At 66.4% G+C, this 19,542-nt stretch carries 20 protein-coding genes; 15 read left to right on the forward strand and 5 right to left on the reverse strand.

Features of this window, described 5'->3' with window-relative positions; genetic code table 11:
- Positions 1 to 280: 280 nt before the first annotated feature.
- The 5 genes from J9611_RS19370 to J9611_RS19390 all read right to left on the reverse strand — a co-directional run bounded on the left by J9611_RS19370 (position 281) and on the right by J9611_RS19390 (position 5,537).
- Positions 281 to 2,428, reverse strand: coding sequence for an FtsX-like permease family protein (locus tag J9611_RS19370; RefSeq protein ID WP_307857161.1), 2,148 nt, complete (start codon positions 2,426 to 2,428; stop codon positions 281 to 283).
- A gap of 74 nt (positions 2,429 to 2,502) precedes the next feature.
- Positions 2,503 to 3,216, reverse strand: a complete 714-nt coding sequence (locus J9611_RS19375) for an ABC transporter ATP-binding protein (protein WP_211882676.1) — start codon at positions 3,214 to 3,216, stop codon at positions 2,503 to 2,505.
- Positions 3,213 to 3,740, reverse strand: a complete 528-nt coding sequence (locus J9611_RS19380) for a PadR family transcriptional regulator (protein ID WP_211882678.1) — start codon at positions 3,738 to 3,740, stop codon at positions 3,213 to 3,215. The genes J9611_RS19375 and J9611_RS19380 overlap by 4 nt, the downstream gene beginning before the upstream one ends.
- A gap of 166 nt (positions 3,741 to 3,906) precedes the next feature.
- A complete protein-coding gene (locus tag J9611_RS19385; protein ID WP_211882680.1) occupies positions 3,907 to 5,043 on the reverse strand; it encodes a CU044_5270 family protein in 1,137 nt (378 codons plus the stop codon).
- Positions 5,040 to 5,537 carry an RNA polymerase sigma factor gene (locus J9611_RS19390; protein WP_211882682.1) on the reverse strand — a complete coding sequence of 166 codons (498 nt, stop codon included), beginning with the start codon at positions 5,535 to 5,537 and terminating at the stop codon, positions 5,040 to 5,042. Before J9611_RS19390 ends, J9611_RS19385 begins: the two co-directional genes overlap by 4 nt.
- A gap of 214 nt (positions 5,538 to 5,751) precedes the next feature.
- Here J9611_RS19390 and J9611_RS19395 point away from each other — a divergent pair, with 214 nt between their 5' ends.
- From J9611_RS19395 to J9611_RS22155, 15 genes are all read left to right on the forward strand, one after another.
- Positions 5,752 to 6,537: an amino acid ABC transporter ATP-binding protein gene (locus tag J9611_RS19395; RefSeq protein ID WP_211882684.1), complete on the forward strand. Its 786-nt coding sequence runs from the start codon at positions 5,752 to 5,754 to the stop codon at positions 6,535 to 6,537.
- A 1-nt stretch (position 6,538) separates the two neighbouring features.
- Complete coding sequence (locus J9611_RS19400) at positions 6,539 to 7,183, forward strand: amino acid ABC transporter permease (RefSeq protein ID WP_211882686.1); 645 nt, start codon at positions 6,539 to 6,541, stop codon at positions 7,181 to 7,183.
- On the forward strand, positions 7,180 to 7,833 hold the full coding sequence (locus J9611_RS19405) for an amino acid ABC transporter permease (protein ID WP_211882688.1): 654 nt from the start codon (positions 7,180 to 7,182) through the stop codon (positions 7,831 to 7,833). The genes J9611_RS19400 and J9611_RS19405 overlap by 4 nt, the downstream gene beginning before the upstream one ends.
- 51 nt (positions 7,834 to 7,884) lie before the next feature.
- Positions 7,885 to 8,757, forward strand: coding sequence for a substrate-binding periplasmic protein (locus J9611_RS19410; protein WP_211882690.1), 873 nt, complete (start codon positions 7,885 to 7,887; stop codon positions 8,755 to 8,757).
- A 142-nt stretch (positions 8,758 to 8,899) separates the two neighbouring features.
- Entirely contained in the window at positions 8,900 to 9,805 is a 906-nt protein-coding gene (locus J9611_RS19415; RefSeq protein ID WP_211882692.1) for a dihydrodipicolinate synthase family protein, read from the forward strand.
- 80 nt (positions 9,806 to 9,885) lie between these two features.
- Positions 9,886 to 10,887 (forward strand): proline racemase family protein, encoded by a 1,002-nt coding sequence (locus J9611_RS19420; RefSeq protein ID WP_211882695.1) that lies wholly within the window; start codon positions 9,886 to 9,888, stop codon positions 10,885 to 10,887.
- Positions 10,884 to 11,831 (forward strand): ornithine cyclodeaminase family protein, encoded by a 948-nt coding sequence (locus J9611_RS19425; protein ID WP_211882697.1) that lies wholly within the window; start codon positions 10,884 to 10,886, stop codon positions 11,829 to 11,831. Before J9611_RS19420 ends, J9611_RS19425 begins: the two co-directional genes overlap by 4 nt.
- On the forward strand, positions 11,828 to 12,556 hold the full coding sequence (locus J9611_RS19430; protein ID WP_211882698.1) for a GntR family transcriptional regulator: 729 nt from the start codon (positions 11,828 to 11,830) through the stop codon (positions 12,554 to 12,556). Before J9611_RS19425 ends, J9611_RS19430 begins: the two co-directional genes overlap by 4 nt.
- Entirely contained in the window at positions 12,553 to 13,737 is a 1,185-nt protein-coding gene (locus J9611_RS19435) for an NAD(P)/FAD-dependent oxidoreductase (protein WP_211882699.1), read from the forward strand. Before J9611_RS19430 ends, J9611_RS19435 begins: the two co-directional genes overlap by 4 nt.
- Positions 13,734 to 14,051 carry a (2Fe-2S)-binding protein gene (locus tag J9611_RS19440; RefSeq protein ID WP_211882700.1) on the forward strand — a complete coding sequence of 106 codons (318 nt, stop codon included), beginning with the start codon at positions 13,734 to 13,736 and terminating at the stop codon, positions 14,049 to 14,051. Before J9611_RS19435 ends, J9611_RS19440 begins: the two co-directional genes overlap by 4 nt.
- Positions 14,048 to 15,544 (forward strand): FAD-dependent oxidoreductase, encoded by a 1,497-nt coding sequence (locus tag J9611_RS19445; protein WP_307857162.1) that lies wholly within the window; start codon positions 14,048 to 14,050, stop codon positions 15,542 to 15,544. The genes J9611_RS19440 and J9611_RS19445 overlap by 4 nt, the downstream gene beginning before the upstream one ends.
- A 40-nt stretch (positions 15,545 to 15,584) precedes the next feature.
- The gene (locus tag J9611_RS19450) at positions 15,585 to 17,069 is read left to right on the forward strand and encodes an aldehyde dehydrogenase (NADP(+)) (RefSeq protein WP_211882701.1); all 1,485 of its coding nucleotides are present in this window, start codon (positions 15,585 to 15,587) and stop codon (positions 17,067 to 17,069) included.
- 358 nt (positions 17,070 to 17,427) lie between these two features.
- Complete coding sequence (locus tag J9611_RS19455; RefSeq protein ID WP_211882702.1) at positions 17,428 to 17,691, forward strand: hypothetical protein; 264 nt, start codon at positions 17,428 to 17,430, stop codon at positions 17,689 to 17,691.
- Between the two features lie 212 nt (positions 17,692 to 17,903).
- The gene (locus J9611_RS19460; RefSeq protein WP_246528079.1) at positions 17,904 to 18,479 is read left to right on the forward strand and encodes a FadR/GntR family transcriptional regulator; all 576 of its coding nucleotides are present in this window, start codon (positions 17,904 to 17,906) and stop codon (positions 18,477 to 18,479) included.
- A gap of 435 nt (positions 18,480 to 18,914) precedes the next feature.
- On the forward strand, positions 18,915 to 19,169 hold the full coding sequence (locus J9611_RS22155; protein WP_246528075.1) for a hypothetical protein: 255 nt from the start codon (positions 18,915 to 18,917) through the stop codon (positions 19,167 to 19,169).
- Positions 19,170 to 19,542 lie beyond the last annotated feature (373 nt).

A 19,542-nucleotide genomic window follows, 5' to 3' on the forward strand; every position in this document is an offset into this window, starting at 1 on the left:
AGAATCGGACATCGTGGCTCCCGTGGGGGTAGATCAGTCTTGGAGGACCGAACTACTTCAACAGGAGCCACACCTCTTTTCCCGGAGAACACGCCGACGCGGTGGGACTTGACGCTGAATTCCGGCGCCTAACCGAACGGCATTGGGGTTAGTCCGTTGCTGACAGTCCCAGCTTCAAGGATGTGAGACTTGCCAACGAAGCGGCAGGTGAGGCCCCGACCGGATTTCCTGGTCGGGGCCTTCTGGCACAAATGGGCAAGAGCTCTTTCGGACTGCGGATTTATTCGAATCGCGTGGCCGCGATAGCCGTGTTTGGGCGGATGAGACCGAAGGTGGCTGTCACCGCGGCCAGGGCGAGCAGGAGGCTGAGGGACAGTGCGGCGCAGTACTCGGTGCTGGGCCAGGTGATGGTCCTGCCGCCACCGAATGAGGTGATCATGAGCCAGGCGACGAAGAACCCGAGCCCGACCGATACCAGCAAAACGGCCAGGAGGGGCACCGCGGCCTCCTGAACAATGACCTTGCGCAGGACGGACACGGGCATGCCCATCAGCCGCATCAGGCCGAGGACGCGTTTGCGGTCCAGGATCGCTGCCGCGGTGGACACGGCGAGGGAGATTCCCGCGATGACGACGGCCACCAAGACACCAATGTAGGCAAGTGCCGCCAATCCCTGGATCAGCCGGGTGTTGCTCATCGTTGCGGTGTCCGCGCGTGAGGTGGCAGGCATGCCCGTCGCGCCCGACGTGTTCAGGGACGTGCGCGCCCGGTCAATGGCCTCGGGCGTCCCGTCGGTACTGACCACCATCACTACCGGAACCAGCCCCTCCAAGTTATCGACCGGCGCGGCCGTCAGAGGGACCGGCGTGGTGGTCCATGAGTTCAGGAACGACGCGTCGAAGGCCACGATTTTCCCCGCCTGGGGCTCCTCGAAACCGAGCGATGGCGCATCGGCGGCCGCAATATAGATGTCCATGGTGTCCCCCCGGCCGAGGGCCGTCCGGGCGTAGCCGATGGTGGCATCGCGGATTCCGGCACGTTCCTTGGCGCTCCGGGCCACGGCCGACACCTGGCCCGGAGTGTAGCCGGGCGCCAGAGTTGCATAGACGCTCGTGGGCAGGAGCAGCCCGGGACGGGCCTGATGCGTTTCAACGGTTCCAATGGCGCTGATACCTCCGGCGAAGACGGAGACCATGAACACGGCAATGACCAGCCCTGACACCGAACGGAAAACTGCCACGGGGGTCCGGCGGATCCGGCTGGCGGCAATGACCGTTGATGCGCTACGCGCCCGGCATAACCCGATGGTGCTGACGATACGGGTCAGCCACGGGCCAATGGTCACGATGCCGACCGAGGTCAGCGCGAATCCGCCGATCAGCAGCGGGGAAGTCCACGGATTGCCGTCCGAATCGATCCTGGTCAGTACGGTTCCGGTTGCCATGCACGCCAGTCCGGCCAGCAACGGCACGGCCCGCCACGCGGTGGGAGTTTTCTCGTGCATGGCCCGTGTAACCCCCAGCGGGCCAATTCCGCTCCTGGCGGTGCGGGCCGCCGCCACCAGCGCGGAGGCCACCACCACGAGCACGACGACAATCACGGCGAATCCCGCCTCGAAGGTGAAATCCGCGAGGAACATCCGCAAGCCATTGACGGGTATTTGAGCGGCGGCCGGCCGTAAGGCACCAGCCAGGATGACGCCGAGCAGGGCGCCGGCCAGGCTGGGGACGGCCGTCTCGACGGCCGCCATGCCTGAGACGAGCCGTGGCGAAGCGCCGATCAGGCGAAGGGTCGCGAAGCGTTCCCGGCGCTGGGCTGCACCCAGGCCGGTCGCGATGCTGACCAGCAGCAGCACCGGGAAAAGTACCGCGATTCCGCCCACCAACAAAGCCGTCCGGTACAAGCTGGCACTCTCGCCGTAGGGGTTGGTCGTGAACTCGGTGACGAGCATTGCCGCCGGACCCTGACGGAGCTGGGCCTCCGTTACGCCGGTGATGACCACCAAAGCGTCGGGCCCGGGGACGGCCGAGTCATCGATGATGCCGACGAACTTTCCGTACCGGTCCCCCAGCTCTTCGGCCGGGGTCGATTCGATCAGTCTCTGGAGTGCGGGTGAGGCGTAGTACTGTCCCGGGGCCGGCGGGGCGTCGATGCCCGGTAGCTTCACGGTGGTGGTGGGGAGCGCCGCGATGTCGCGGCGGCTGATGGAATGGTCACGGAAGACGTCCACCGGGAATCCCAGCAGAATCCTCTCCGGCGTCAGGGGTATCGGTTCCAGAGGTCCGTTGACCGTGCGTCCGTCGGCTGCCAGCGGAACAGTAGCCGAGGCCTGGCCCATCTCCCGCAGCCACGCACCCCGAGCGTCGCGCTGCGCCAGCCCGTTGGCGGCGCTCCACAGCAGAAGCACCAGGCACACACCGATTGCCACACCGCCGCCAATGCCGGCCATCCGACCCAACGAAGACCTACTGCCCAGCAGTGCGATTTTCAGGACGGCCGGATTCATGCGGACACCCGGTAGCCGGCGCCGATTGCGCCGTCGCGCACCATCACTTCCCGGTCCGCATATGCGGCGGTGCGCGCATCGTGGGTGATCATCACCACCGTCGTGCCCGCTTCGCGGACCAGCTCGAGCATGAGCGTCAGCACGTTCTCTGCGGCGAGGGAATCCAGCGAACCCGTGGGCTCGTCGGCGAACAACACGGCAGGGGACGTCACCAGCGCACGGGCAACGGCGACGCGCTGGGCCTGGCCTCCGGACAGTTCACCGGGCAGCTTGGCGCCCAGCCCGCCCAGGCCGAGGCGTTCGAGCAGATCCGTGGACCGGCGCAGCGCCTCCGGCCGCCTGGTCCCGGCCAGGAGCAGCGGGATGCTGACGTTATCCGCCGCCGTGAGCTCCGGCAGCAGCTGGCCGAACTGGAAGACGAACCCGAAGTCGGTCAGCCGCAGCCGGGCCCGTTTCGGCTCATCGAGGGAGCTGGTCTCCATCGGGGACCGCCCGGCGGGACGGTAGGTCACCGTGCCGCCGTCGGGGACAAGAACGCCGGCCAGGCAGTGCAGCAGCGTGGACTTGCCCGATCCGGACGGGCCCATGACGGCGAGCACCTCCCCTGCGTGGACGTCGAGGTCGATGCCCCGCAATGCCTCGGTCTGCCCGAAGGAGTGGTGCAGGCCGCGGGCGCTGAGGATGGGTGCAGTGGTGTCAATCGGGCTCATGCGCTCTGAAGCTCCTTCTTGAGTTGTGTCAGGCGGGCGCTGGTGAGGTCGATCCAGCGCAGGTCGGCTTCAATGTGGAACAGGCCGTGGTCGCACATCAGGATCCGCAGCAGATCGGCGTCGCGCTTGAGCCGGGTCAGTTCACGCATCCGGGCCATGTGCTCGCCGCGCTGCACGTCGAGCAGCCGGTCGGCGTCGTCGTCGAGCAGCAGGGCGATCACGGTCTTGGCAAAGAGGTTGCTTTGCAGGGATTCCGAGGGAACGTCGGGAGTGAACAGCCATTCGCGGACCTTGTCCTGGCCGGCAACGGTGATCTCGTACTTCTTGCGGTCCGGGCCGCCGCCGGTCTCCTCACCCAGGGCGCGGATCAGCTCGTCACGGACCATCCGGGCCAGGGTGGAATACACCTGCCCGAAGGCCAAAGCCTTCCCTGCTCCGAAGTACCGGTCATAGGAGTGCTTGAGGTCGTAGCCATAGCTGGGCTCGCGGCTCAGGAGGCCCAGCAGGGTGAGTGAGTTGTTCACGCCCCTATCTATACACTGAGTGAATAGTGGAACGCCAGCTTCGCTTCAGACTGATCTGGTCGTGTCGCGGGCTCAGACACTTTCCCGGGGGCCGGACCAAGATGCTGCGAGAAGACCTCCCGGGAGCTCGTGCTCCCGGGAGGTCTTCCGGTGGTTTCAGCGGCTGTTAGGGCGCAGAATCGACCACTGAGGTTGCAACCGACGTCCAGGATGTCGCCGTTCCGGCTGGGAAGTCAGCGGTGGCTTTCAGCGTGACGTTTCGTTCGCCGATCAGCAGACCGGTTGCAGGATCGATAATGATGTCCGTCCGGCCACCACCGTCGGGGCCTTCCATTCCGATCGCGACGCCCGTCCTGCCGTCAAGGGTTGCCTGCCGGTCCACGACAGTGATCCCGGGGATGAGCGCCGCCGATTTGTAGAGCGCGGCCCGCAGGTCTGCGGGGATGACTCCGGTGCGCAGCGTATCCGCGATGGTGATCAGCGCTTCTTCCTCCGGCGATGGGCCGGCGCCCTTCGTCCGTTCATAGATCAAAGCCAGGAGTGCCTTAGGATCCCGGGGAAAAGTCCTGATTCCCTCGTCAAGTGGCATTCCATTGATGACGGTCTGCCCGTTGCCGTAAAAGGCGCCGCGCGGGGCACGCTGGATCCCGGCCAGACTCACGTTTTTGTTGGTGAGTGATTTTGGCCTCGTGGTCGCTTCGGCTTTTGCGGCTGCACTGAAGAACGTGTCAGGGACGCGGTCTTCACGGTTCCAGATCCATTCTCCATTCCGGTCCGCCGGGACATAGACCTGGCCGCCGGTCCTAACCAGCCAAGCCAGCTGCGTTCCGTCGGGGGTGACCGTACCTGTGCTGTAGACGGCTTTCGTGTCAATCTTCAGGTACTGGCCCGTCTTCACGACCGGGTCTGAGGTCTTGATCGTGGCGGCCGCCGCATTGCTGAGGACCTCGGCCGCCTGTGCAGTGGCACCGGGCTGCGCACCGGGGACCAGTACGTCTGCGGCGACCAGGACGCCCGCGAGAACGGCAGCAGCGGCTGCGGAGAGCAGGAGCGTCCTGCGTACGAACCGACGAGGACGGCGCGAGGACAGCGAAACAACAACGGGCCCGTCTTCGACAGGCGTCTGCGGGCCATCCAGCTGGCCGGCGGGGAGCTGCTCATGAGGCGCCGCGCCGGCATCGGGAATCAGGAATGACAGTGACCTGGCCCCACTCCTGGCCAGTTCAGCTTCGGTGACGGAGCCTCCCGGATCGGCAGAGGCAAGCCGGCGCTCGAGGCTACCGGACATCGTGGTTTTGCTCATCTTGCTGCTCCCTCTGGCTGCGTCTGTGTCTGAAGTAGGTTGCTCAGTGCCTTGCGGGCCCGGTGCAGGCGCATCCTGACCGCCGTGGCGCTGGTGTTAAGCAGGTCGGAGACCTCTGTGGAGCTGAAGCCGTCCCAATAGGTCAGGAGCAGCACCTCGCGGTCGTCAGGACGGAGCTGACTCAGGGCTTCATGGACCGGGGATCCATCGGTGCGGCCATCGTGGTTCCGCTCTAGCTGAAGGGCACCGAGGAGGCTGGCGGACCGGACAGCAGACCGGCCATGGTTGCCCAGCACGTTTTTCGCTATGCCAAAGAGAACCATGACCGAGAGGCTGCCGTCCTGACCTGTTTTCTCCCAGGCAATCCTGAAGACCTCGGCACAAAGATCTTCGGCGGTAGCGGCGTTTTCTGTTCGACGGCGGAAATAGCGGTAGATGCGGTCGTGGCCGGCAGCATGCGCGGCCATAAACCGTTTCTCCCGCTCCAAATCCACTCGTTCCTTCCGGACTGTTTGTAGGCTCATGCCCTGTTAATGTCCGGCTGCCCCAAAGTGTAACCACCCGACCAAAAAAATCATCTGGCCGACCGGGGATCACCAAGGCTAAAAAACGTCTTCCCAAACCCAACAGTGTTATGTACCATTGCACATATGATGTGACATGGCCCACAGAGGCGGTGTTTACCTAGTCCACACATGAAAGATCGCTATGACCCTTTCAGAAATCGCGAACGGCAAGCTCGCCCCCCGTACCGGCATCAAGCTGGACAATATCTCAAAGCGCTACGGCGACCACATCGTCCTTGACGATGTCTCCCTGCACGTCGAGCCCGGGACGGTAACGGCGCTCATTGGGCCCTCAGGTGCAGGAAAGAGCACATTCCTTCGGTGCATCAATCTCCTGGAACGGCCGGATTCCGGCACCATTCAGGTGGCCGAACACACCATTCAGCCTGGTAAAGACGTCAATGCCCGGGACCTTGCCGCCCTCCGGCGCACGGTCGGCATGGTTTTTCAGTCCTTCAACCTCTTTCCGCACATGTCCGCCCTGAAGAACATCAGCTTTCCGCAGCAGAAGGTCCTCGGCCGCAGCAGGGAAGAAGCCGATGAGCGTTCGATGCAGTTGCTTGAGCGCGTCGGCCTGAAGGAGAAAGCGGGCCAGCACCCTGGCCGGTGCTCCGGAGGTCAGCAGCAACGCATTGCCATCGCGCGGGCTCTGGCCCTGGACCCCGGCATCATGCTCTTCGATGAACCGACTTCAGCCCTCGATCCCGAGGTGGGCCTGGAGGTCCTGGCTGTGATGCGCGAGCTGGCGGCAGACGGGATGACGATGATCGTCGTAACCCACGAGATGCAGTTCGCCCGTGATGTCTCGGACACGCTCGTCGTGATGGCCGACTGCAAGATCATCGAGCAAGGCGATCCGCGGGCCGTCATGAGTGATCCCCAGGAGGCCCGGACCCGCCGCTTCCTGCGCGCCGTGCTGGAGCGCTGACATGGATGCGCTCTCCGCCGTCCTGCAGGGGCTGCCCATGACCCTGGGGCTGACGCTGTCGGCGTTTGCCATCGGCATTGTCGGTGCCGTTCCCCTCGCCCTCGGCCTGTCATCATCAAACTTGCCGGTGAGGCTGGCCTCCCGGCTCTTCGTCGACCTTGTCCGCGGAGTGCCGATCATCGTGTGGCTGTTCCTGCTCAAGTTCGGCATCCAGATCGGCACCTTCAAGTTCAACCCGGTCGGCGCGGCGATCGTCGGCCTCGGGATCGTCTCCGTGGCCTATCTTGCCGAGATCCTTCGCGGCGGCCTGCAGTCTGTCCCCCGAGGTCAAGGCGAGGCGTCGCACGCCCTGGGGCTGGCCCCGGCCGACACGTTCTACGGCGTGCTGGCCCCGCAGGCTTTCCGCATCGTATCCCCATCCATCGCGACCTACCTGACCGGCCTGCTCAAGGATTCCTCGATCGCATCGACGATCATCGTCACCGAGATGGTGTTCCAGTCCCAGGCCTTCGCACGGCAGCACCCCACGGTCGAGGGGATCCTGCCCTACATCATCGTGGGCGTCCTCTACATCGTGCTTAGCCTGCCGGTCGCCTATCTGTCCCGTCGACTCGACTCCCGCATGAGGAAGGCCATCTACGCATGACCTGGCTTACAGAATGGGTGGGCTACCTCCCGCAGATGATGTCCGGCCTCGGCGTCAGTCTCCTGATCGCAGGCATCTCAATCCTCTTCGGCTATCCACTGGGTCTGGGCCTCAGCCTCATGGTGACCGCCAAGAACCTGGCCGTCCGTACGCTCGGACTCGCCGTCGTCGAGATTGGCCGCGGCGCACCGGCCCTGGTGATCCTCTACCTCTTCTACTACGGCCTGCCGAAGTTCGGGATCGCATTCGAGAGCGTCACAGCCGCATGCCTCGCCCTCACCTGGAACTCGGCAGCGTACTCGAGCGAGATCATGCGGGCGGGCCTCCAGTCCGTGGCCCGCGGACAGCAGGAGGCCTCCAACGCCCTGGGTCTGTCGCAGCGCGTCACCTTCTTCCGGGTCATCATGCCGCAAGGCATGCGGTCAGCGATCCCCGGACTGATGGGCGTCGCGATCCAGGTCTTCCAAGGCACGTCGCTGGCTTACGGCATCGCCGTCCCTGAATTGATGAAGACGGCCTACAACATCGGCAGCCAGGACTTCAACTACCTCCAAATCTTCACCCTCGCTGGCCTCTGCTACGCCGTCATCTCCATGCCGGCCACGTGGATCACCGTCTTCTTCGAGAAGCGCATGGCCCGCCACACCTGACCGTTCCACCCCCCATACTCCGCACCATCCCCAACACACCCAGGAGAAACCATGAAAACGCACCCCCTCAAGAGTGCCGGCATCCTGACTGCCACCGCGATAACTCTCGGCCTCGCCCTGACGGCGTGCGGCGGATCCACGAATGCGAGCACAGCGTCGTGCACACCCCAGCATTCGGGAATCCAGACCGTCGCCCCGGGCAAGCTCACGGTGGGCGTCATCGATATCCCGCCCTTCAGCAGCTACAACAGCGGCAAGCCCAACGGCATCGACATCGCGATCGTCAACAAGATCGCCAAGGACGAGTGCCTCGAACCTGCCTACCAGCAGGCCACTTACGCGGATGCCGTGCAGTCCATTTCCGGTGGCAACATCGACCTGGCAGTCGGCACGATCGACGCAACCGAGAAGCGCCTCAAGGCCGTCGACTTCTCCGCCTCCACATATCTGGACGGCATGGGCCTCGCCTCGAAGACCGGCGCCACCACAGTCACGGACCTCGAGAAGATGAACAAGGTGGGCACGATCGACGGCTATCTGTGGGTTGAGGACCTCAAGAAGATCCTTGGCGACAAGCTTGTCACCTACCCGAGCAGTGTTGAGCTGAAGGCCGACTTCGACGCCGGCCGCCTCGACGCGGACGTCGACGCCTATGGCGTGCAGGTGCTCCAGTTCAAGGGCGCCGCCGGCGTCAAGGTTGCGCTTTCGAATGAAAAGCCGGACCCGCGGGTGGGGGCAATCGCCAACGCACCCGAGGCCGCTTTCCCGATGACCAAGGGCAACAAGAGCCTGCGCGAGGCGCTCGACGCCGGCATCACCGCACAGCGCGCGGATGGCACCATCACCAAGCTCCTGACCGACGCCGGCCTGTCCGAGGGGCTCGCGAAGGTTGCCTCGAAGCAGTACGTGGTTCCCGCAAGCTGACCCGCGACCTACCCAGGGTGCCGGGCTTCGGCCCGGCACCAAATATAGACCACCTGTGCAATGTCACATGGTAGATTGGCTGTGAGGAAGCTCACGGCAGCACAATGACGGCGCCGCGTGTGCCCTACGAAAGGACATGATCATGACCGAAACCCGCAAGCCCTGGCACGGCGTACTCGTCGCGACAGCACTGCCGTTCAAGGACGACCTGAGCATCGACTACGACGCCTATGCCGAGCACGTCCGGTTCCTGGCCAATGCAGGCTGCGACGGTGTGGCCCCCAACGGCTCCCTGGGCGAATACCAGACACTGAGCGAGGAAGAGCGCGCCCGCGTCATCACGACGGCGGTCGAGGCGGCACCCGAGGGATTCACCGTCATGGCAGGAGTGGGCGCCTACGGAGGGCTGCAGACGCTGAAGTGGGCGGAGCAGGCCGCCGAGGCCGGAGCCAGCGCGCTGATGCTGCTCCCTCCGAACGCATACCGGGCCAACGACGACGAGGTGGTGGACCACTACCGCCGCGCCGCCGCCGTCGGGCTGCCCATCGTGGCGTACAACAATCCCATCGACACCAAGGTGGACCTGACCCCGCAGCTCATCGCCCGTCTTCACGGCGAAGGCCTCATTGTCGGCGTCAAGGAATTCACCGGCGATGTGCGCCGCGCCTACGAAATCAAGGAGCTCGCCCCCGAGGTCGATCTGCTCATCGGCACGGACGACACCGTAGTCGAGATGGGCCTGGCCGGTGCCGTCGGTTGGGTAGCCGGCTACCCCAACGCAATTCCGGAGTCCACCGTCGAGCTCTACCGGCTCTCCACCTCAGGCGATGTCTCGGATCTGGAGCGCGCCCGTGAGATCTACCGTGATCTGCACTCCCTGCTGCGCTGGGACAGCAAGACGGAATTCGTCCAGTCCATCAAACTGTCCATGGACGTCGTGGGCCTGCGCGGCGGCACGTGCCGCCCGCCGCGCGGACCGCTGGCTGCCGCGGTGCGCGACGCCGTCATCCGCGACACCGAGGCCGCCCTCGCCAAGGGTTACAAGTAGCACCAGTTCAACCCGTCCTCCCGGTGCGGCGTGCGCCGTCGCACCGGGAGCCGACACTGCCGGAACCAAAGGAGTACTCCATGAGAACGAACCGCATCTTCCACGCCGTAGACTCGCACACCGAAGGCATGCCCACGCGCGTCATTACCGGCGGCATCGGAACGATCCCCGGCGCCACCATGGCCGAACGCCGGCTGTGGTTCATGGAGCACAGTGACTGGATCCGCACGCTCCTCATGACGGAGCCGCGCGGCCACGCGTCCATGAGCGGTGCCATCCTGCAGCCCCCCACCCGGCCGGATGCGGACTTCGGCGTCCTCTTCATTGAAGTGTCCGGGCTCCTGCCCATGTGCGGGCACGGCACCATCGGCGTCGCGACCGTGCTGGTGGAGACAGGCATGGTGGAAGTGGTCGAGCCGATCACGACGGTGCGGCTGGACACGCCGGCCGGCCTGGTGATCGCCGAGGTGTCTGTCGAGGACGGGAGGGCGGTGTCCGTCACGCTGCGCAACGTTCCCTCCTACGTGGACCGGCTCGATGCCAAGGTGGAAGTCCCCGGCTTCGGCACCGTAGCCTATGACCTGGCCTTTGGCGGGAACTTCTACGCGATCGTAAACCTCGACAGCCTCGGACTGCCCTTTGAGCGCTCGCGCAAGGATGACCTGCTCAAGGCGGGCCTCGCGATCATGGACGCCATTAATGCCGTGGACGAGCCCGTGCACCCCGAGCGTGCCGACATCCGCGGCTGCCACCACGTCTACCTCGAGGCTCCCGGTTCCACCGCCGAGCACTCCCGCCATGCCATGGCCATCCATCCCGGCTGGTTCGACCGCTCTCCGTGCGGCACCGGCACCAGCGCCCGGATGGCTCAGCTGCACGCCCGCGGCGAGCTCGCCCTGGGCGCCGACTTCGTCAACGAGTCCTACATCGGTTCGCGGTTCACCGGCAGGCTGATCGAGGAGACCGAGGTGGCCGGCCGGCCGGCCGTCGTCCCCACGGTGACAGGCAGGGCCTGGCTGACCGGCACGGCGCAGTACTTCCTCGATCCCACCGATCCGTTTCCCGCGGGGTTCCTGCTGTGAGCCTTCCCTACTTTGATGCGGCGGCCGTGCGCGCGGCAGCCCCGTGGACGACAGCGATCGCGGCCCTGGAGCGGGCCCTGAGGGACGGCGTGGACCCGGAGGAGGACAGCCCGAGGCTCTTCAGCCCTGCGCCGGGCGGGGAGTTTCTCCTCATGCCGGCAGTCGGCCGCAGTTACAGCGGCATCAAGGCCCTCACCGTTGCCCCGGGCAACCCCGCGCGCGGACTGGAGAAGATCCAAGGCGTCTATCTCCTCGTCGACTCCGACACCCTGGCCCCGCTGGGCGTGATGGACGGCAACGAACTCACCGCAGTCCGCACGCCTGCCACCACGATCCTGGCCGTAAAGCACATCCTGGCTGCCGCTCCCGGGGGCGCTCCCGAGACTCCCCGCGTGCTCGTGTTCGGTGCCGGCGTCCAGGCACTCAACCACGTTCGCGCGGCGCACGCGGTCATCCCTGATGCAAAGTTTTCAGTCGTCGGCCAGCGCCCCGAGCGCGCGCAGGCGCTCATCGCGCAGCTGGCCACCGAGGACATCGAGCTCCGCCCGGGAACCGTCGCGCAGGTGCCCGCCGCGGACATCGTGCTCTGCGCGACCTCCTCGCGCACTCCGCTCTTCGACGGCAACCTGGTGGCCCCCGGTGCCGTGGTCGCCGCGGTGGGCCAGCACGGACTGGACGCACGCGAGGTTGACGCCGCACTCGTGCGCCGCAGCGACGTCGTCGTGGAGGGACGCGCCTCGGCCTGGCGCGAGGCCGGGGACCTTATCCCGGCCCGAACCGTCCAGGAGTGGGAAGCCATCCGTCCCGCCAACCTTCAGGACCTGGTCGCCGGACGGTTTAATCGCACGCCCGGCCGGCCGTGCCTGTACGCCGGCGTTGGCATGGCATGGGAAGACCTCGTCACGGCTGCCGTGGTGTATGAAGAAGGAGGAAGCACGCCATGAAGACCGCACAAGGAGTTCTCACCGTGTCAGTCAACAACGAACTCCCGATAGCACCCCTCGGCCGCCAGTACAGCCTGCGCGAATCCGTCACAGAGTCTCTGCGCACCGCCATCATCGCCGGCACGCTCAAGGAGGGAACCCTGTACTCTGCGCCCGCCCTGGCCGCGGCCTTCGGCGTCTCGGCCACGCCCGTGCGGGAAGCCATGATGGATCTGACCCGCGAAGGCCTGGTCGAGACGATGAAGAACAAGGGATTCCGCATCACCAGCATGAGCGACCGTGAGCTCGACGAGCTCTCAGAGATCCGGCTGCTCCTTGAGCCTCCCGTGATGGCCGACATTGCTGGGACCGTCCCGCCCTCAGGCATCACCACACTTCGCTCGATGGCAGACGCCATCGTCAACGCGGCGCGGGAGGGGGACCTGGCCTCATACCTGGCCGCCGACCGCGATTTCCACGCCGAACTTCTGCGCTACACCGGCAACAACCAGCTCGTTGAGCTCGCGACCAGTCTTCGCGCGCGCACCCGGATGTACGGTCTCAAGACTCTGAGCGAGAGCCACCGCCTGGCCGACTCGGCCCAAGAACACCACGAGCTGCTCAACCTCATCGAATCCGGCGACGGACCGGGGGCACGCGAGCTCATGCGCCGCCACATCGGCCACGCCCGCGGCCTCTGGGCCACCGGGGAGAACGAAGAACCAGCCCAGGAGCAACGGCCATGAACGCAAGCAGCGACGTACTCGTCATTGGTGCCGGAGTCATCGGCGCGGCCACTGCGTACTTCGCCGCACAACAAGGCCTGACCGTCACCGTCCTGGACAAGGGCCTGCCGGCCAGCGGGACTTCCTCCGCATGCGAGGGGAACATTCTGGTCTCGGACAAGGAACTCGGCCCCGAACTCGAACTGACACGCTACTCCCTGGCGGTATGGCACGGAGACCTAAGCGAACACAAGAAGCTCTGGGAGTTTGAGTCCAAGGGCGGGATCATAGTGGCCTCCCGCGAAAGCAGCCTCGCCTCCCTTCACCGCGTCATGACCGTCCAGACCGGCTACGGCGTCGCCGTCGAGGAGCTTGACCGCGATGCGCTGCGGGAAGCAGAGCCGCACATCTCCCCCGAGGCCCTTGGCGGGGCCAGTTACCGCGAGGACTGCCAGGTCCAGCCGATGCTCGTCGCGGCACACCTAGTCCGACTCGCAACCGAGGCCGGGGTCCGCTTCTTGGCGGAGACGCCCGTGACGGGGTTCCTGCGCAGCGGCGACCGCGTGACCGGCGTGCGGACCCCTCGAGGGGATTTCGCCGCCGGCGCCGTCGTGAACTGCACCGGCACCTGGGCGGGCGAACTCGCCGCCCTGGCTGGCGTCAACGTTCCGGTCCTGCCAAGACGAGGCTTTGTCATGGTCACCGAGCCGCTCCCGCCGATGGTGCACCACAAGGTCTACGCGGCGGAATACATCGACAACGTCGGCAGTTCAGACGCCGGGCTGCAGGGCTCGCCGGTGGTTGAGAGCACCCCCGGAGGCAACATCCTGATCGGCTCGACGCGGGAGCGCGTGGGCTTCGACCGCTCGGTGAGCACCAGCGCACTGCGCCTGCTGGCCCGCAACGCGACCGCCCTCTTCCCATTTCTTGAAGACGTCAAGGCCATCCGCCACTACCACGGCTTCCGCCCGTACTGCCCGGACCACCTACCAGTCATCGGACACGACGATCGCGCCCCCGGGCTGTGGCACGCTGCCGGGCACGAGGGCGCCGGGATCGGGCTGTCCGCCGGAACCGGCAAGCTCCTGGCCCAGGCCATCGGCGGCCAGTCCCCTGATCTGGACCTTTCCCCCTTCGCGCCGGCACGCTTCGGCTCGCCGGCTGACCCCACCCCCGCACACCATGAGGAGGCCACCGCATGAGCACCCAGGCACAGGGCGCGGCAGAGACACCCGGAGGGCCCACCGTTGAACTAACCCTCCGCTTCGACGGCCGCCCGCTCAAGGCTGCACCCGGCCAAAGCGTCGGCGGTGCCCTGGCGGCCCATGGCATCACCGCCTGGCGGAGCACTCGCAAGGGAGCGAGGCCGCGCGGGCTATTCTGCGGAATCGGCGTGTGCTTCGACTGCCTTGTCACTGTTGACGGCGCGGCTAACCAGCGTGCGTGCCTCGTTGAAGTACGTGATGGCATGCAGATTGACGGCTCGTACCCGCAGGCTGAGGGAGACCGGCAGTGAGCCCCGGCAAGGTTGGCAGCATCATGAAGGCTGACGTCGCCGTCGTGGGTGCCGGACCCGCCGGCCTGGCCGCGGCCGTCGCGGCCGCCGAGGCAGGGGCCCTGGTCGCAGTTGTGGACGCCGGCGCCCAGCCGGGCGGGCAGTTCTGGCGCCATCGCCCCGAGACCGTAGTGCCGGAGCCGGACGGTTCCGGGCACCACGGCTGGCGCAGCTATGTTGACCTCCGTGCCCGCTTCGACGCGGCGCGTCGCCGGGGGCAAATCATCTACCTTCCCGGCCTCCAGGTCTGGATGCCGGAGAAGAACGACGCCGGCTTCACCCTGCACACGACACCAGCTGTGGCCCGGGCCAGGTCCGAAGACGCCGCCACCAACGACCCGGCGGGCTCCGGCGCCGGCAACGGCCCAGCGGGCTCTGGCACCGTCGTCGCGCGCCGTCTGGTGCTGTGCCCGGGAGGCTACGACCGGCAGCTGCCGGTCCCCGGCTGGGAGCTGCCCGGGGTCATGGCCGCCGGAGGCATCCAGGCCTTCCTGAAAGGAAACGGAACGCTGCCAGGTCGCAGATTCGTCGTCGCCGGCACCGGCCCGTTCCTGCTCCCGGTAGCTGCCGGGATCGCGGAAGCCGGCGGCCAGGTCCTCGCAGTGCTCGAGTCCTCCTCCCCGGCAGCATGGCTGCCGCATCTGCGCGCGGCCGCCGGAGTTCCCGAGAAGGCCCTTGAGGGGGCCGAGTACGCAGCAGTGTTCGCCCGGCACCGGATCCCGTACCGCACCCGCAGCATCGTCACCGAGATCCTCGGCCAGGACCGTGCCTCAGGCGTGCGGACGGCCAAGGTGGATGCCGACGGCAGGGTCCGCCCCGGCACCGAAGGCGTCTACGACGACGTCGATGTGGTCGGCTTTGGCTGGGGCTTCACTCCCCAGATGGAACTGCCCGTAGCCCTCGGGGCCGATACCAGGCTCGACGCCGACGGCTCCCTTGTCGGCATCGTCGATGAGCGTCAGGAGTCCAGCATCCCCGGACTGTTCCTGGCGGGGGAAGTCACCGGCGTCGGAGGGGCATCCTTGGCCGTAATTGAAGGTCTCACGGCAGGCGCGGCGGCAGCCCGGGAGCGCGCGGCGGACAAAGCCGACGCGTCCCGTGCCACACGGCATCGGCGCTTCGCCGAGGCCATGCACCACGCTCACCCGGTGCCCGCCGCTTGGCAGGAATGGCTCACACCCGACACGACTGTGTGCCGATGCGAAGAGGTCACGGCCAGCCAGATCACGGAGGCTCGGGACACCCTTGGGGCCCGCGACAGCCGCAGCCTAAAATCGTTCACCCGTGCCGGCATGGGCTGGTGCCAGGGCCGGGTCTGCGGCTTCGCCGCAGGCTGCCTCGCCGCCGGGCAACGGGTGTCAGCCTCGGCTCAGTCCCTGTCCGACGCTGCCAAGAGACCGCTCGGCGCGCCCGTCAGCATCGGCGAACTCGCCTCGCTCGAAACCGACAGCTAAAACCCCCAGACCACTGACCCCTTCCCGGAAGGACACGCACATGACCGCGATCGCCCCGACCACCCCCGCCACAGTAACGCCCACCACCGATGCCGAACTTGAGTCGTTCCTCGCCGCCGCGCACGCGGCCGCCGCGCAGCTGGCGGCCCTGCGTCCAGCCGAACGCGCCACCCTGCTCGACAGCGTGGCGGACGCCCTCGACGCAGCAGGGGACCAGCTGATCCCCGTGGCCGAACGCGAGACCAACCTGTCCGAGGGCCGCCTCCGCGGCGAGCTGAAGCGCACCACCTTCCAACTGCGCCTCTTCGGAGAAGTACTCCGAGACGGCGCCTACGTGGACGCCCGTGTCGACCATGCCGACGCCGACTGGCCCATGGGCGCACCCCGGCCAGACCTGCGCCGCATGCTGGTGCCCCTGGGCCCGGTCGTAGTGTTCGCAGCCAGCAACTTCCCCTTCGCGTTCTCGGTGGCAGGCGGTGACACCGCTTCCGCCCTCGCCGCAGGGAGTCCGGTGCTGCTCAAGGCCCATTCCGGGCACCCTGTCCTCTCCCGGATGACCGGTGAAGTGGTCAGAACCGCCCTCGCCGCGGCCGGAGCGCCCGAGGGCACCTTCGCCCTCATCGCCGGCACCGCCGCGGGCTCCGGGGCGCTGCGAGACGTCCGGGTAAAAGCCGGTGCGTTCACCGGCTCAATCCCCGGGGGACGGGCACTCTTCGACATCGCAAGCTCCCGGCCCGAACCGATCCCCTTCTTCGGTGAGCTGGGCAGTAACAACCCGGCGTTCGTCACCGAGGCCGCGGCCGCGGAGCGGTGCGCGGAGATCGCCGAAGGGTTCCTTGGGTCCTTCACACTTGGTGCCGGACAGTTCTGCACTAAGCCCGGCATGCTGTTCGTACCGGCCGGCTCGGGCGTCGTGGAGATGCTGCGTACTGCCACGCTGCCGCCGGCCGCTCCACTGCTCAACGAACGGATCCAGTCCGGCTACACCGAGGTGCTGGCTGGCCTGCAGACCAACCCCCGCATCCGCGTCCTGGCTCAGGACCCGACGCCGCTGGGCGCCCCTCCCGGCCCCACGCTCCTGCTCACGACGGCCGCGGACGTGCTTGCCGAGCCGCAAGCCCTGCAGACAGAATGCTTCGGACCGGCGGCCGTGGTGGTGGCATACGACGACGAGTCCCAGCTCCCGGAGCTCGCCGAGACCTTCGAGGGGCAGCTGACCGCGACGATCCAAGGCACTGAATCCTGCAAGGTTGAAGGGCTACTGGAGGTCCTCGCCCGCAAGTCCGGGCGCGTGGTATGGAACCAGTGGCCCACAGGCGTCTCAGTCACCCATGCCCAGCAGCACGGCGGACCGTACCCGGCGACGACTGCTGTTGGCAGTACCTCCGTCGGCACAGCCGCGATCGAACGCTTCCTCCGACCCGTCGCGTACCAGGGCTTCCCGCAGCACCTGCTGCCCGATGCCCTGCGCGAGGGAAACCCACTCGGACTGCCGCGCCTCGTAGACGGCCGCCGGAACTGGTAGCTCAGCAAGCCGTCACGACGCCATGCATGACGGAGTGCGCAACCTTGCACCCCACGCAACCCTGCAGGGATACCCCAGGGCAACTTGAAAGGAACTGAACCGATGGTTGTTTCCAACTGGCTCCAGGCAGGCGCCTCGCAACTTGCGCGCTGGCGACGCACTCAAGTGAGCCGTGGGGCTTCCGCCCCGGACCGGGGACAAGAGATCCTTAGGCGACGCCTCGACGGGGACGACCCCTTCTGGTGGATACTCGCCGGCGGGACGCACGTTCCGGGATTCGATGCCTACACAGGGAAGTAGCCGGAGAGAGGGGAGAAACGGGTACGAACTGGCGTTCGATGAGTCCATTGCGGCTCCGATGGGTGAATCCGAGAGAGCAAAGGATTACGCGGAAAGCTCCGAGCAGGGCCATGACCCGTGGGTCACCAAACCGCAGGGCCGGGGCCCTCTTGCCGTCCTCAGCGAGGGTGGACTGTGCGACCCGCTCAAAGGCTGGGCTCGCCAGGACACAGCCCTGCCGGACATGTTCAGTATCGAGCAGGCGGGCATTGATGTCACGGGCTGTTCTCTGCAGCTCGTTGAGGTGTTCCAGGCGTCGGTGGCAGGCCAGGTCTTCCGGTGAGTTCACGACGGTTTCGATTCGCAGCGCGCGTCCGTCCTTGAGGTACTGCTTGATCCGCGAATGCTTGCAGAAGGCGTTGATGGTGTCGCGGGTGACGACCTTGGTCTTGAACACCTCCTGGGTCCGGCGCAGGCGACCGCGGCGGAACCCCCGCCATCGCCGGCATCTACCTCAGCGACATTCCCCCCTTGCACTACGCCTACGCCGCCGAGCTGTTCCAGGAACGTCAGCTCCGCAGTGTCACGGCCAATACCCGGGCCGACGGCGAGGAGGCGCTGCGGTCCTGCAACGCACTCGGCCTGACCGTCACGAAGACAGGCAAGGGCACGTTTGTGGTCGCCAACCGGGTGGCCAAGGACCTCATCCTGGGCTCCTACTCCGCCCGGGACCTCACGGAAGCGCGCCCCCACATTGAGGTGCCCGCCGCCGGGCTCGCTGCGCAGCGCCGCACGGCTGAGGAACTGGACAGCCTGCGGGACATCGTGGCCGCCATGGCTGCCGAGGACGATCCCGAGGCCTGGGTCAGCCTGGACTCCAGCTTCCACGCAGCCATAGCCCGGGCCAGCGGCAACAAGGTCTTCGAACGTGTCGCGGCCGACATCCGCGACGCACTCGCCCATCAGTCAGAAACCCTCAACATTGTGGTCGACCGCCAGCTTGCCTCGGACCGGGAGCACCAGCGGATCCTCCAGACCATCGAAACCGGCGACGCCGACGGCGCCCGTGCCGCCATGAGCGAGCACCTCCATGCCGTGGGCGTGGCCCTCGATTCCATCCTCAGCCGGTAGTGTCCGGAGCCCCCGTCCGTAGCCCTCCCGAATAGGGACTCCCTCACCTGTGTCTAAAACGACCGTTTCCGCTACAAAGATCCGTGCTGCAGGAGACAGATGGGGTGACTGTTGGAGGTAAATGGCAGCATTCTGACGGAGGTAAATGACCCCGTGGGCTCCTGCCGCGTGATCCGACACGGCTTGCGGTAGATGGTCGGCCTGTCCGGCAACGCCCGCCGGGAAACCGCTACTGCAACACGGATGGCGTGAAACCTCTAAGGGCAGGTTCTCGACGTCATGCACGCGCGAGGAGCCTCTCCCGTTTCTCACCGCGCTCAAGAGCATCCGGGCCGCGTGCCCGGACGGGGAACCGGTGTACGTGATCCTGGACAATCTCTCCGCCCACAACGGTCCGCGGGTCCGCCGGGGGGCGGAACGCCACGGCGTCACGCTGTGCTTCACCCCGACCTACGCGTCCTGGCCAACCCGATCGAGGCGCACTTCGGACCCCTGCGCCAGTTCACCCTGGCCAACTCCAACCACCCCAACCACGTCGTGCAGACCCGCCGGCTGCACGAATACCTGCGCTGGCGCAACGCCCACGCCCGCCACCCCGACGTGCTGGCCGCCCAACGCCGCGAACGCGCCCGCATCCGCAGCGAGAACGGCCGCCGCCGGGGCCTGCACGACACCCCGAGAGCGGCATGACCAACACCCCGGACGTTTACGGTCGCCGCACTAGATCGGCTTGTTTCAGTCGGGAATGCCGTGCCCCCGCCCCGGATGCCGCCCAGGACCTCCACCCGATGAATAGGTAGTGCTGTCTCGGAACGGGTAATCAGTACAAGTAGTCAGCCCTTTTTGGCTAATTTGGCCAGTGGTCACCAAACGAATAGGGGTAGAGCCCACTCGTGTGCACCCGGAAGCCATCCAATTTACTAGGGAGACCACAGCAACCAAGTCGCTAGTGTAGCGTGTCGTTGATTCCTTTGGGTATGAATTTTTGTCAGACTTGACCCATGGTTTATCTGGCAAAGGCACTGGAACTGCGCAACGGGGACCGCGAGGCCCTGGAGGCGCT

Origin of the sequence: Pseudarthrobacter albicanus (assembly GCF_018224015.1) — a bacterium.
GTDB lineage: Bacteria > Actinomycetota > Actinomycetes > Actinomycetales > Micrococcaceae > Arthrobacter > Arthrobacter albicanus.

Bases quoted from the DNA above. Each gene is read 5' to 3' on its own strand.
- J9611_RS19400 (WP_211882686.1), top strand. From the start codon at position 6,539: ATGGATGCGCTCTCCGCCGTCCTGCAGGGGCTGCCCATGACCCTGGGG.
- J9611_RS19410 (WP_211882690.1), top strand. From the start codon at position 7,885: ATGAAAACGCACCCCCTCAAGAGTGCCGGCATCCTGACTGCCACCGCG.
- J9611_RS19420 (WP_211882695.1), top strand. From the start codon at position 9,886: ATGAGAACGAACCGCATCTTCCACGCCGTAGACTCGCACACCGAAGGC.
- J9611_RS19395 (WP_211882684.1), top strand. From the start codon at position 5,752: ATGACCCTTTCAGAAATCGCGAACGGCAAGCTCGCCCCCCGTACCGGC.
- J9611_RS19440 (WP_211882700.1), top strand. From the start codon at position 13,734: ATGAGCACCCAGGCACAGGGCGCGGCAGAGACACCCGGAGGGCCCACC.
- J9611_RS19415 (WP_211882692.1), top strand. From the start codon at position 8,900: ATGACCGAAACCCGCAAGCCCTGGCACGGCGTACTCGTCGCGACAGCA.
- J9611_RS19455 (WP_211882702.1), top strand. From the start codon at position 17,428: ATGGGTGAATCCGAGAGAGCAAAGGATTACGCGGAAAGCTCCGAGCAG.
- J9611_RS19405 (WP_211882688.1), top strand. From the start codon at position 7,180: ATGACCTGGCTTACAGAATGGGTGGGCTACCTCCCGCAGATGATGTCC.
- J9611_RS19435 (WP_211882699.1), top strand. From the start codon at position 12,553: ATGAACGCAAGCAGCGACGTACTCGTCATTGGTGCCGGAGTCATCGGC.
- J9611_RS19430 (WP_211882698.1), top strand. From the start codon at position 11,828: ATGAAGACCGCACAAGGAGTTCTCACCGTGTCAGTCAACAACGAACTC.
- J9611_RS19385 (WP_211882680.1), bottom strand. From the start codon at position 5,043: ATGAGCAAAACCACGATGTCCGGTAGCCTCGAGCGCCGGCTTGCCTCT.
- J9611_RS19450 (WP_211882701.1), top strand. From the start codon at position 15,585: ATGACCGCGATCGCCCCGACCACCCCCGCCACAGTAACGCCCACCACC.
- J9611_RS19375 (WP_211882676.1), bottom strand. From the start codon at position 3,216: ATGAGCCCGATTGACACCACTGCACCCATCCTCAGCGCCCGCGGCCTG.